We start from the raw sequence: 11,650 nt of genomic DNA on the forward strand, positions 1-11,650 counted from the left end.
TGCAACAGAGTGCACTGGTTTCAGTCTAGTGATTGAAATTTGATCAGTTCTGCTCTGCGACCGATGGTAGGTTTTCTCAGTTGAATCGCAGCAGATGGCTGGATTTTCAATTTATTGGCGCCAGTTCGATAACGTTTTGCGCTCATCACCTGGCGCGGCGGGCGGCGATCAGGCCCTGACACCGAGCTGTTCCGCGCGTTTCAACCAGCTTTGCCGTTGTTCTTCCGAGGACGGGCGCACGGGCGCGAATTCGGCCAGGCGGCGGGTCTTGATTCCGCTGAAACCGAGGATGGTGCGGGTCATCTGCCGGTGCGCAGGGGCGCCGTAGATCCAGCGGAAGTACCAGGGCGGGGTGTCCAGCGTCACCAGCAGGTCGGCGGTGCGGCCGATCAGCAATTTGTCCCACAGCTGCGAGCGGTTGCGGTACTTGAACGCGAAGCCCGGCAGGAACACGCGGTCGAAGAAACCCTTGAGCAGCGCCGGCAAACCGCCCCACCAGACCGGGTAGACGAACACCAGGTGTTCGGCCCAGTGGATCTGGCGCTGCGCCTCGAGCAGGTCCGGCTCCAGGGTTTGGCCCTGGCTGTAGCCGTCACGCAGGATCGGGTCGAACTGCATTTCGCCGAGCTTGAGCTGGCGCACCACATGGCCCTGGCCGCGGGCACCGTTGCTGTAGGCCTCGCCCAGGGCGTGGCACAGGCTGTCGCTCTTGGGCGTGCCGAGAATCAGCAGGATGCGTTTGCCGTCGCCTTCCAGTGGGGTGGCGCCGCTTTTCACTTCTTCAACCATGTTGACCCGACTCCAGCATGCTTTCCGGACGCACCCAGGCGTCGAATTCTTCGTTGCTCAGATAGCCCAGTTGCAGGGCCGCATCACGGAGGCTGAGTCCTTCGCCATAGGCCTTCTTGGCAATCTCGGCGGCCTTGTCGTAGCCGATGTGCGGGTTGAGCGCCGTCACCAGCATCAGTCCGCGCTCCAGGTGGGCGGCCATTTGCTGGGCATCGGGCTCGAGGCCGACCACGCAGTGTTCGGCGAAGTTGCGGCAGCCGTCGGCCAGCAGGCGGATCGATTGCAGCAGGTTGTGGATGATCACCGGTTTGAACACGTTGAGTTGCAGGTGCCCCTGGCTGGCGGCGAAGGCGATGGTGCTGTCGTTGCCCAGCACCTGGCAGGCGAGCATGGACAGCGCTTCGCACTGGGTCGGGTTGACCTTGCCCGGCATGATCGAACTGCCCGGCTCGTTGGCCGGCAGGCGCACTTCGGCAAAGCCTGCGCGCGGGCCGGAGCCGAGCAGGCGCAGGTCATTGGCGATCTTCATCAGCGCCACGGCCAGGGTTTTCAGCGCCCCGGAAAGGGTGACCAGCGGCTCGTGGCCGGAGAGGGCGGCGAACTTGTTGGGCGCCGATACCAGTGGCAAGCCAGCCAGGGCTGCCAGTTCAGCGGCCATGGCTTCGGCGAAACCGTGTGGCGCATTGAGGCCGGTGCCGACGGCGGTGCCGCCCTGGGCCAACTCATAGACCGGCGGCAATGCCGCGCGGATGGCGCGTTCTGCGTAATCGAGCTGGGCAACGAAGGCGGACAGCTCCTGGCCAAAGGTAATCGGGGTGGCGTCCATCATGTGCGTACGCCCGGTCTTGACCAGGTGCATGTGCCGCGCCGCCTGTTCGGCGAGGCTGGCTGACAGCTCGGTGATGGCGGGCAGCAACTGCTGGTGCACGGCCTGCACGGTGGCGATGTGCATGGCGGTGGGGAAGCTGTCGTTGGAGCTCTGCGCGCGATTGACGTGATCGTTGGGGTGTACCGGGCTCTTGCCGCCACGGCCGTTGCCGGCCAGCTCGTTGGCGCGGCCGGCGATCACTTCGTTGACGTTCATGTTGCTCTGCGTGCCGCTGCCTGTCTGCCAGACCACCAGGGGGAACTGCGCGTCATGCTGGCCGCTGAGCACTTCATCGGCGGCCTGCTCGATCAGCCGGGCGACATCCGGAGGCAGGTCGCCGATACGGTCGTTGACCCGCGCGGCAGCCTTCTTGATCAGCGCCAGGGCGTGCAGCACGGCAATCGGCATGCGCTGTTCGCCGATGGCGAAGTTGATCAGCGAACGCTGGGTCTGGGCGCCCCAATAGGCTTCTTCGGGGACCTCGATAGCGCCGATGCTGTCGGTTTCAATGCGGTTCATGAACATTCTCCGGAATGGGCTTCCGGCAGTTTAGGCCGCAGCAGGCGGGGCCGGTTCCCTCGCGTGTCTATTGCGCTGATTACCAGCGTGCCTGGGTGGCGCCGAGCCAGCCGTGGGCCCCGGCTACCGGGACCTTGCCGCCATTCTGGTCGAGCAGGGTGCCGTGAAAGCGGCCGAACCACTGGCGGGTGTCGGCGAAGAAGGGACCAAACTTGGGGCAGGCCTGGTGCAATTGCAGGGGGGTGAAGGTCAGGTCGACCTGCTCGTTGGCGCTGTGCAGGTGCCAGGGTGCCAGCGGGTCTTGGCGCATGTGTTCGATCTGCACCGGTTGGTCCAGGTGCAGCAGTTCACCACCGAACCACAGGGCGTTTTCAGACAGCCCGCTGTGATCGGTCCAGCCAGAGCCGAAGTTGGCCGCGATACCACCGGGCGCGGCAAAGGCGGCGCGTTTCCAGTGGCTATTGAGGGGCCATACGCCGCGGCCGAAGTCCAGCGAAGCGAAGCTCTGCCCAGGACTGCAGTTGTATTGCTGGCCGCCCAGTTGCAGGCTGCCGCTGACCGGTAGGCCCAGTTGCCGGCTGGTGGCGTGGAAAGTCCTGCCGCCCATGGGGCAGACCAGGTTGACCGAGTCGAGGTGGGCGGGGCGCTGGATTTCCAGGGCCACGTGCAGGGCCTGGCCGCCGATATCCGGGGCAACCACGGTGAGGCGCACGGCATTGCCACGGTCGTCTGCCTTGAGTTGCAGGCGGCTGTGGCTGAACGCATGGCTCTCCAGGGCGCTGTCCGGCAATTGGCTGCCGTGGCCGAAGGGGCGCAACTGGGTATGCGAGACGGATTTGCCGGTTTCCAGGTCAAGGAAATAGGCGGCGCCGTAGCTCAGGTAGTCGAGGTCGGCGAAGGTCAGCGAGAGCATCCACTGTGGCGTGGTGATGCACCAGTGGTTCCAGCGTTTGCGCCGCCCCAGATTGCGCGGGAGTGCGCAGTGCACCAGTGGGCGCGGCGACCAGCCCACGGCGGCGGGGTCGAGGTGACCACGGGCATCGCAGAGAGGCTGCGCAGGTTCGCTGAGAGGGGCGTGAGTGAAGCTGTTCATCCGACACATCCGTGTGTTGTGGGCATGTTCCGACGCGGTTGCAGGGCGCAGCCGGTGCCTGGCGTAGGCAGTTTCGGAGCATGCACGGGTGTACCAACATAGGGCAAGTGCTGGCCTTTTGCTAATGATTACTATTTGGTTGGTGCGCTCGCATTGCCTTGAGCCTGGCTGGCGCTAAGCGCAGAATGCCGGCCTCAGAACCTGTTTACGATCTTCTGAATTAGAGCCAGACAAGGCAGAAGTGGCCGAAAAAGCGCAGTTTACGACCTGTAAATGAGCATTTTGAGGCCACTTCTAACGCGGTATGGCCGCGAGTCAGGAGATCGTAAGCAGGTTCTCAGCCAAAACCCTGCCAAGGATCGTTCTTATGTCGCGCTTTTCCGTTGTGTGTTCCGCTCTGTTGCTGGTGGCCAGCACACCGCTGCTGGCCGATGAAGCCAGCCATGCCGCCCAGGCCAAGCGCCTGCTGGAGCTGACCCATGCGAAGAACCTGACCGTCCCGGTTTACTCCCAGGTACGCCAGGCCTTCGAGCAGCGTTTTGTCGAGGCGAAGGCGCCGGAAAGCAAGAAGGCCCTGCTTGAAAGCTACCAGGCCAAGGCCAATGCGGCGCTGGACAAGGCCATCGGCTGGCAGAAGCTGGAGCCGCAGATGGTCAGCCTGTATTCCGCCGCGTTCACCGAGGCCGAGTTGAAGGAGCTGATCGCCTTCTACCAGAGCCCGACCGGCAGCAAGGTACTGGCGCGCATGCCGGCGTTGATGGCGCAGTCGGTGCAGATTTCCCAGTCGCAGCTGCAGCCGGCGGTACCACAAGTGAACAAGCTGCTCACCGACATGAGCGCCGAACTGGCGCCGAAGCAGCCATGAGCATGCGCGAGCGCATCCTGCAGGCCTTCGCGGCCCTGCAGCCGGAACACCTTGAGGTGCTGGACGAGAGCCACATGCACAGCCGTGGCCAGGAAACCCACTACAAGGCAATCATCGTCAGCACTGCTTTCAGCGGCCTGAATGCGGTCAAGCGCCACCAGAAGGTCTACGCCAGCCTGGGTGAGCTGATGGGCCAGTTCCACGCCCTGGCCTTGCACACCTATACCCCCGAGGAATGGGCGGAGCAGGCTTCGGCAGTGCCTGATTCGCCAACCTGCAAGGGCGGCAGCAAGCACGACCACTAGGTCGGCGCCTTTCGGCGGCTCGCGCTCCGTTGATCCAGGTCAGGTGCGCGGCTGCCCTGGCCTGCGTTAGAATCGCGTCTGCGCCGGCCTTTGCCGGCGCAGTCGTTTAAACCCCGGTCCGTCCTTTACGAGGTCGACCACTGGAGAGAAGTCCCGATGACTGCAAAGATCGTCGTCGCGGCGCTGTACAAGTTCGTCTCCCTGCCGGACTACGAAGCGCTGCGCGAACCCCTGCTGCAAACCCTGCTCGATAACGACATCAAAGGCACCCTGTTGCTGGCCGAAGAAGGTATCAACGGTACCGTCTCCGGCTCCCGTGCCGGCATCGACGGCCTGCTTGCCTGGTTCAGCCTGGATGCACGCCTGGCCGATATCGACCACAAGGAATCCTTCTGCGACGAACAGCCGTTCTATCGCACCAAGGTCAAGCTGAAGAAGGAAATCGTCACCCTCGGCGTGCCGGGCGTCGACCCCAATCGCCTGGTCGGCACCTACGTCGAGCCGCAGGACTGGAACGCCCTGATCAGCGACCCCGAAGTGCTGCTGATCGACACCCGCAACGACTACGAAGTGTCCATCGGCACCTTCGAGGGCGCGGTCGACCCGCAGACCAAGTCGTTCCGCGACTTCCCCGAGTACATCAAGGCGCATTACGACCCGGCCAAGCACAAGAAGGTCGCGATGTTCTGCACCGGCGGCATCCGCTGCGAGAAGGCCTCCAGCTACATGCTAGGCGAAGGCTTCGAAGAGGTGTTCCACCTCAAGGGCGGCATTCTCAAATACCTGGAAGAAGTGCCCCAGGCCGAGACCAAATGGCGCGGCGACTGCTTCGTGTTCGACAACCGCGTCACCGTGCGCCACGATCTTTCCGAGGGTGATTACGACCAGTGCCACGCCTGTCGTACCCCGGTTTCCATCGAAGATCGCCAGTCCGAGCACTATGCCCCGGGCATCAGCTGCCCGCATTGCTGGGACTCGCTGCCGGAGAAAACCCGCACCAGCGCCCGCGAGCGACAGAAGCAGATCGAGATCGCCCAGGCGCGCAACCTGCCACACCCCATCGGCTACAACTACAAGGCCGTCGACCAGTAAGAATCTGTTCAAAGTCTGCTGCGCGTCGGCCCTGCTGCGTTAAAAACAGGCTCGGAATGCTCATTTACAGCTAGTAAACTCCGCTTCTTCGCCTGTTTTGACCAGCCGGAGGCTGTTACTAACGTAGCGCCTTGCATGGCTCTAGCTCGCGAGACTTTGAACAGATTCTAAGGACAAGCCCGTGCGCTCACCTCGTCTGCTCTATGTGATGGACCCCATGTGCTCCTGGTGCTGGGGCTTCGCGCCAGTGGTCGAGGCGTTGGCTGCACAGGCGCTGGCGGCGGGTGTGCCCCTGCACCTGGTGGTCGGTGGCTTGCGCCAGGAGCGGGCAGCGCTCGATCCGGTGAGTAAGGTGCGCATTCTCGCCCACTGGCAGGCAGTCAATGCCCGCACCGGGCAACTGTTCAACTTCCATGACGCGCTGCCCGATGGCCTGGTCTACAACACCGAGCCTGCCTGCCGCGCCCTGGTGACGGCGCGCAGCCTGGATGAACAGAGCGTGTGGCCGCTGGCGCAGCAGATCCAGGAAGCCTTCTATGCCGATGGCCTGGATGTCACCCGCGCCCAGGTGCTGGTGAAGCTGGCCGAACAGGCCGGGATTCCGCGCATCGAGTTCGCTGAAATGTTCGACAGCGAGCAGATGCATGCCGCGACGGCTGCCGATTTCGCCTGGGTGCAGGACCTCGGTATTGCTGGTTTTCCCACCTTGCTCGCCGAGCGCGACGGCCAACTGGCTTTGCTGACCAATGGCTACCAGCCGCTGGAAGAGCTGGCGCCGATGCTGGAGCGCTGGCTGGAGCGAGGTGCCCGTGGTTGATCGTCTGACCTGGGCAGAAATCCGCCAACTGGCGTTTCGTCACCGCAAGGCCTTGCTGCTTGCCAACCTGATTGCTGTGGTCGCTACCCTGTGCAGTGTGCCGATTCCCTTGCTGCTGCCGTTGCTGGTGGATGAAGTGCTGCTCAAGCAGGGCGATGCGGCGTTGAAGGTCATGGACCGCTTCCTGCCCCAGCAATGGGAAGGGGCGGCCGGCTATATCGGTCTGATGCTCGGCCTGACCCTGCTGCTGCGGGTGGGTGCGTTGATCAGCAACGTGCTGCAGGCGCGCCTGTTTGCCCGGCTGTCCAAGGACGTGATCTATCGTCTGCGCATTCGTTTGATTGAGCGCCTCAAGCGCATCGCCCTCGCCGAGTACGAAAACCTCGGTGGCGGCACGGTCAGCGCGCACCTGGTCACCGATCTGGACACCCTCGATAAGTTCATCGGCGAGACCCTGAGCAAGGTGCTGGTGGCGCTGCTGACCCTGACCGGCACGGCGGCGATCCTGATCTGGATGCACTGGCAGCTGGCGCTGCTGATCCTGTTGTTCAACCCGCTGGTGATCTACGCCACGGTGCAGCTGGGCAAGCGGGTCAAGGGCCTGAAGAAGCTGGAGAACGACAGCACCTCGCGCTTCACCCAGGCGCTCACCGAAACCCTGGAAGCCATCCAGGAAGTGCGCGCCGGCAATCGCCAGGGTTACTTCCTCGGTCGCCTGGGCCTCAAGGCCCGCGAGGTGCGCGACTACGCGGTTGCCTCGCAGTGGAAGAGCGATGCGGCGAGCCGCAGCAGCGGTTTGCTGTTCCAGTTCGGTATCGACGTGTTCCGCGCGGCAGCGATGATCACCGTGCTGTTCTCCGACCTGTCGATCGGCCAGATGCTCGCGGTGTTCAGCTATCTGTGGTTCATGATCGGGCCGGTGGAGCAACTGCTCAACATGCAGTACGCCTACTACGCCGCCGGCGGCGCCCTGCAGCGCATCAACGAGCTTCTGGCGCGGGCCGACGAGCCGCAATACCCGGGCCGCATTGATCCGTTCAAGGGGCGCGAGACGGTGGGTGTCGAGGTGCGCGGGCTGACCTTCGCCTACGGCGAGGAACCGGTGCTGGACGATCTCAACCTGACCATCGCCCCCGGTGAAAAGGTCGCCCTGGTCGGTGCCAGTGGTGGTGGCAAAAGCACCCTGGTGCAATTGCTGCTCGGCCTCTATTCGGCCCAGGCTGGCAGCATCCGCTATGGCGGCGCGAGCCTCGAGGAAGTCGGCCTGGAAACCGTGCGCGAGAACGTGGCGGTGGTGTTGCAGCATCCGGCGCTGTTCAACGACACGGTGCGCGCCAACCTGTGCATGGGCCGCGAGCGCGATGAAGCGGCCTGCTGGAAGGCCCTTGAGATCGCCCAGCTGGCGGCGACCATCCGCGCCTTGCCGCAGGGCCTGGACAGCGTGGTCGGGCGTTCCGGTGTGCGCCTGTCCGGTGGCCAGCGTCAGCGTCTGGCGGTGGCGCGCATGGTGCTGGCCGATCCACGGGTGGTAATTCTCGACGAGGCGACTTCGGCGCTGGATGCCGCGACCGAGTACGCTCTGCACCAGGCACTCGGCACCTTCCTCAAGGGCCGCACCACGCTAATCGTCGCGCACCGCCTGAGCGCGGTGAAGCAGGCGGATCGGGTGTTGGTGTTCGATGGCGGACGCATTGCCGAGGACGGCGACCATCAGCAGTTGATTGCCGATGGCGGACTGTATGCCCGCTTGTACGGCCACCTACAGCACTGACAGGCGAAAAAAAGCCGCCTTGCAGGCGGCTTCAACCAAAGGATCTCACACGCATCGGGCGCTTCACGGCGCCCGCTTTGGTTAGTGTCTGTGGTGGTGCAAGTCTTAGAAAGACTTGGAGACCGACAGGGTTGCAGCGGCATCGCACAGGCCGTCGTCGGCGGTCTGCCAGGTGCACTCTTCGTCGTTCATGTCGGTGTCGCTGTACACCAGGGCGAAGTCCAGGCCGACCAGGGTCTTGCTCAGGCCCACGCTCCAGTCCTTGTACTTGTCGTCGCCATCGGCACCGTCGACCGGGTCCTTGTAGTCGCTCAGGCCGTAGGACAGCGACAGGCCGATTTCATAGGGCAGCTCGTAGTCGTAGCTGACGTAGGTGTAGAGCTTGCTCTGCGGGTCGTAGGCGTACTTGCCGCCCAGGGTGAAACCGAAGGCGCTGATGCTGGCCAGGACTTCGTCGCTGTTCCAGACGCTGGCTTGCGGATAGGTGTAGGTAGCCCAGGACAGGTCGTAGCTGACGTCCTCGGTGATGCTGCCTGCGAAGCCGGCGTAGTAGTCGACCTCCATGTCGGCGCCGCCCTTGTTACCGGTGAACAGCTCGTCATCCACGTTGGAGGCCCACACACCAACATACAGACCGCTTTCATGGGCGACATCAAGGCTGCCCTGGATTGCACCGGCACCGCCGGTTTGCGACTGGCCGCGCCAGATGTAATCGCTGGCCAGGGTCGCGGTCATGCTGACGTCGAATTCGCCCGCTGCGCTTTTGAAGGTTTCGGAGACGGCTAGGCCGCTGAACGCAAGAGTAGAAGCGGCGGAAATCGCCAGGGTCAGTTTCTTCAGCATGGTCTTACTCCAGAGTGCGAAAAGTGTTGGGGGCTTCCCCTTTGGGGTCGTTAGCGTTAATCGCTATTTTTATTAAGCCAATTGCGTCTAAGCACAGGCCTTGCCAACTTTTTAAAAGTGCTTTTAAAACAGCTGTTTACGAAAGTTATATCGATTTATATCCGTTTACTGTCGTGCAGCAGGGGCGCACCTGTCCTGGTTTGTGCGCGTTCATGGCGCATTTTCAATGCGCTTGGATAGCTGGCTTGGCGCTTGCAGAGAACCCTCGTCTTCAGTCAGTGAGAGATGTGTCTATGCGTGCTGTTTTTGTCGGTCTGGCCTGCCTGGGTGCGGCTTGCGCGAGTGCGGGAGAGTTGCGGGTGACGACCGGGCAGACGTACCTGATCGACCAGCCTGTGCTGCATCTCGAACGCCTGCTGCTCGAAGATGGCGCGACTCTGCGGGTCCAGCCGGGTATCGAGAAGGTGCAGATATATGCCGAGCAAGCCTGGATTGGTCGCGATGTACATCTATTGGCTGCCGGCGGTGACGGGCGCCCCGGACAGAGTGGCGCTGCAGCGACTGATGCCAGCGGCTGCGACGATGGTGCGCCCGGTATGGACGGCGAGGCCGGGCAGGCCGGCAGCTCAGGCGTTAGCGTTGAACTGGCGCTGGGCCTGCGCAGTTTTGGCTCGATGCGCCTCGATACCCACGGCGGTGCAGGTGGCGCCGGTGGTAATGGCGGAAGCGGCGGCGCCGGTGGTTCGGCTGATACCTGTGCCGGCGGCAGCGGTGGGACTGGCGGCAGTGCTGGTGCGGGCGGCGTGGGAGGGCGCGGCGGTGATGTGCTGGTGCGCTACTGGAGCCTGAGCGCCGACGGCTACATCCCGATCAGCAACTACGGCCCCGGCGTGCAGGTACTTACCTCGGGCGGCGCGGGTGCACCGTCTGGTCAGGCGGGCGAGGGCGGTGCCGGCGGCACCGGGCAACTGGTCAAACGCCCGACCGGGATCAAGGTATTCCGCAATCCAGGCATCGCAGGGCAACCGGGTGCCGCTGCGGCCTACGGCGAAGCGGGCGCTTCCGGGCATTTTCTGATCCAGCCACAGGCGGCACCTTGAAGCGGGAGTGGTGAGAAAGCAAAGAGCCGCCCAGTGGGCGGCTCTTTGCATTTCAGGGGGTTCAGTTGCTCGGCTGCAGATCACCCGACTGCCAGCGGGTTTCGCTGTCGCTGAGTGCCTGGGCGATATCGCTCAACTGAGTCGACGGCAGGGTGCTAGGCAGTGGGTCTTGGCCAACGCTGGCGAACAGCTGGCCGTAACTGTTGCGCAGTTCGGCGTAGGCGAGATCGCGGCGAAGATCGGCTTGCAGCGCATTCAGCTCACCCTGGATCAATTCCAGCTCACCGATGCCCTGGGCCTTGTAGCGGTTGCGCAGCTGTTCGACGATTTGGCTGTCGAGCCCGGCCAGTTGCTGGCTGGTCTGGAACTGGCGCTGGGCTTCGTTGAAGTTGGCGTTGGCCACGTAGAGCTGTGCCAGCACGGCCATGGACATCGCCTGGCGACGGGCTTTCGTCACCTCTTCGCCGGCTTTGGCCACGTCGATGGCGGCGGGGCCGGAGAGCACGTTGAACAGGTTCCAGGTGACCTTCACGCCATAGTCGGCCCAGCTCTGGTTGACCAGGAAGGAGTTGCTGTCGTAATGGCCGCCGGCGGAGAACTCCAGGCCGGGCAGCAGGCGCAGCATGGCCTTGCGGGTTTCCGCGGCGCTGATGCGTGCCTGGTAGTCCTGTTCGCGCAGCTCGGGGCGGCTGGCCAGGGCTTCTTGTTCCAGCACACCGAGCTCGACCTTGAGCTCCGGCACCGAGTAATCATCGTTGGCCGCCAAGGTCAGGTCGCTGCCCATGGGAAGGTTGATCAGGGTCGCCAGTTCGGTCTTGGCCAGCGACAGGGCGCGGCGCTGATCTTCCAACTGGCGGGTCGCTTCGATCAGGGCGCGCTGGTAGCTGAGTGCCTGAATCGGGTCACCGATACGCTGGCTGCTCAGGCTCTGGCTGTTGCTGCGGGCTTGGTCGACGCGCGCCATCAGGCTGTCGATCTGGGTTAGCAGGCGCTCGGCCGCCACGGCGCGCCAGTAGGCGGAGCGCACGTCCTGGATGATGGTGTGTACGACCTTGCGCCGGCGTTCCTGCACGATCAGGCGCTGGTCGCCTTGCTGCTTGGCGCTGACGTAGGCGACGCCGAAGTCCAGCACGTTCCACACCATGGTCAGATCCGCTACGCCACGGTCACGATCCTGCGAGGTGGAAGGCTCCAGGGACTGAGTGCCGGTCTGCACGCTTTCGCTGCTGGAAGCACTGACGTTGTCCCGGCCGGCATAACCGGCGGAGAGTGCCATGCGCGGCAGCATGTCGAAGGTGGCGAGGTCGACCTGGCGCTGGGCCATGGCTTCTTCCATCACCTTGAGACGGCCTTCGAGGTTGTATTTAACCGCGCGGGCCATGGCCTCATGCAGGGTCAGCGGGCCACTAAGGGGCTCCTGATCATTGAACATGCTCTGTAGGTCGCTTTGCGCACGTTGTTCACTGGCACTGCGCTCGATCGGTTGGCTGGTGACCGCACAGCCGCTGATGGCCAGAGCAAGCAGGCTGACGCCAAACAGTTTCTGAGATTTATTCATCCTTGGGCCGCCCCCTAAAAACGGCTCGAA

General features: G+C 63.5%; 11 protein-coding genes. 6 read left to right on the forward strand and 5 right to left on the reverse strand.

Annotated elements, in window-relative coordinates:
* Positions 1 to 168: 168 nt before the first annotated feature.
* From H3H51_RS19170 to H3H51_RS19180, 3 genes are all read right to left on the reverse strand, one after another.
* Positions 169 to 789, reverse strand: coding sequence for an NAD(P)H-dependent oxidoreductase (locus H3H51_RS19170; protein ID WP_183090678.1), 621 nt, complete (start codon positions 787 to 789; stop codon positions 169 to 171).
* On the reverse strand, positions 782 to 2,176 hold the full coding sequence (locus H3H51_RS19175) for a class II fumarate hydratase (protein ID WP_183090679.1): 1,395 nt from the start codon (positions 2,174 to 2,176) through the stop codon (positions 782 to 784). The genes H3H51_RS19170 and H3H51_RS19175 overlap by 8 nt, the downstream gene beginning before the upstream one ends.
* A gap of 79 nt (positions 2,177 to 2,255) precedes the next feature.
* Positions 2,256 to 3,269: a DUF2804 domain-containing protein gene (locus tag H3H51_RS19180; protein WP_183090680.1), complete on the reverse strand. Its 1,014-nt coding sequence runs from the start codon at positions 3,267 to 3,269 to the stop codon at positions 2,256 to 2,258.
* Between the two features lie 367 nt (positions 3,270 to 3,636).
* Here H3H51_RS19180 and H3H51_RS19185 point away from each other — a divergent pair, with 367 nt between their 5' ends.
* The 5 genes from H3H51_RS19185 to H3H51_RS19205 all read left to right on the forward strand — a co-directional run bounded on the left by H3H51_RS19185 (position 3,637) and on the right by H3H51_RS19205 (position 8,119).
* Entirely contained in the window at positions 3,637 to 4,134 is a 498-nt protein-coding gene (locus H3H51_RS19185; protein ID WP_183090681.1) for a DUF2059 domain-containing protein, read from the forward strand.
* Positions 4,131 to 4,439, forward strand: a complete 309-nt coding sequence (locus H3H51_RS19190) for a BolA family protein (RefSeq protein ID WP_183090682.1) — start codon at positions 4,131 to 4,133, stop codon at positions 4,437 to 4,439. The genes H3H51_RS19185 and H3H51_RS19190 overlap by 4 nt, the downstream gene beginning before the upstream one ends.
* Positions 4,440 to 4,595: 156 nt before the next feature.
* Positions 4,596 to 5,531: an oxygen-dependent tRNA uridine(34) hydroxylase TrhO gene (gene trhO / locus H3H51_RS19195; protein ID WP_183090683.1), complete on the forward strand. Its 936-nt coding sequence runs from the start codon at positions 4,596 to 4,598 to the stop codon at positions 5,529 to 5,531.
* A gap of 208 nt (positions 5,532 to 5,739) precedes the next feature.
* Positions 5,740 to 6,348 (forward strand): DsbA family protein, encoded by a 609-nt coding sequence (locus tag H3H51_RS19200; RefSeq protein WP_183090795.1) that lies wholly within the window; start codon positions 5,740 to 5,742, stop codon positions 6,346 to 6,348.
* A complete protein-coding gene (locus H3H51_RS19205; protein WP_328803686.1) occupies positions 6,341 to 8,119 on the forward strand; it encodes an ABC transporter ATP-binding protein in 1,779 nt (592 codons plus the stop codon). The genes H3H51_RS19200 and H3H51_RS19205 overlap by 8 nt, the downstream gene beginning before the upstream one ends.
* A 105-nt stretch (positions 8,120 to 8,224) precedes the next feature.
* On the opposite strand, the gene H3H51_RS19210 is transcribed toward H3H51_RS19205, so the two are convergent.
* Complete coding sequence (locus tag H3H51_RS19210; RefSeq protein ID WP_183090685.1) at positions 8,225 to 8,962, reverse strand: TorF family putative porin; 738 nt, start codon at positions 8,960 to 8,962, stop codon at positions 8,225 to 8,227.
* A gap of 293 nt (positions 8,963 to 9,255) precedes the next feature.
* Here H3H51_RS19210 and H3H51_RS19215 point away from each other — a divergent pair, with 293 nt between their 5' ends.
* Positions 9,256 to 10,062: a hypothetical protein gene (locus H3H51_RS19215; RefSeq protein WP_183090800.1), complete on the forward strand. Its 807-nt coding sequence runs from the start codon at positions 9,256 to 9,258 to the stop codon at positions 10,060 to 10,062.
* Positions 10,063 to 10,123: 61 nt separating this feature from the next.
* Here H3H51_RS19215 and H3H51_RS19220 read toward each other — a convergent pair whose 3' ends face one another.
* Positions 10,124 to 11,620, reverse strand: a complete 1,497-nt coding sequence (locus H3H51_RS19220) for a TolC family protein (RefSeq protein ID WP_183090686.1) — start codon at positions 11,618 to 11,620, stop codon at positions 10,124 to 10,126.
* Between the last annotated feature and the right edge of the window lie 30 nt (positions 11,621 to 11,650).

It is taken from the genome of Aquipseudomonas ullengensis, assembly GCF_014174475.1.
Taxonomy (GTDB): Bacteria; Pseudomonadota; Gammaproteobacteria; order Pseudomonadales; family Pseudomonadaceae; genus Aquipseudomonas; species Aquipseudomonas ullengensis.

Bases quoted from the DNA above. Each gene is read 5' to 3' on its own strand.
- H3H51_RS19170 (WP_183090678.1), bottom strand. From the start codon at position 789: ATGGTTGAAGAAGTGAAAAGCGGCGCCACCCCACTGGAAGGCGACGGC.
- H3H51_RS19175 (WP_183090679.1), bottom strand. From the start codon at position 2,176: ATGAACCGCATTGAAACCGACAGCATCGGCGCTATCGAGGTCCCCGAA.
- H3H51_RS19180 (WP_183090680.1), bottom strand. From the start codon at position 3,269: ATGAACAGCTTCACTCACGCCCCTCTCAGCGAACCTGCGCAGCCTCTC.
- H3H51_RS19185 (WP_183090681.1), top strand. From the start codon at position 3,637: ATGTCGCGCTTTTCCGTTGTGTGTTCCGCTCTGTTGCTGGTGGCCAGC.
- H3H51_RS19190 (WP_183090682.1), top strand. From the start codon at position 4,131: ATGAGCATGCGCGAGCGCATCCTGCAGGCCTTCGCGGCCCTGCAGCCG.
- trhO (WP_183090683.1), top strand. From the start codon at position 4,596: ATGACTGCAAAGATCGTCGTCGCGGCGCTGTACAAGTTCGTCTCCCTG.
- H3H51_RS19200 (WP_183090795.1), top strand. From the start codon at position 5,740: ATGGACCCCATGTGCTCCTGGTGCTGGGGCTTCGCGCCAGTGGTCGAG.
- H3H51_RS19210 (WP_183090685.1), bottom strand. From the start codon at position 8,962: ATGCTGAAGAAACTGACCCTGGCGATTTCCGCCGCTTCTACTCTTGCG.
- H3H51_RS19215 (WP_183090800.1), top strand. From the start codon at position 9,256: ATGCGTGCTGTTTTTGTCGGTCTGGCCTGCCTGGGTGCGGCTTGCGCG.
- H3H51_RS19220 (WP_183090686.1), bottom strand. From the start codon at position 11,620: ATGAATAAATCTCAGAAACTGTTTGGCGTCAGCCTGCTTGCTCTGGCC.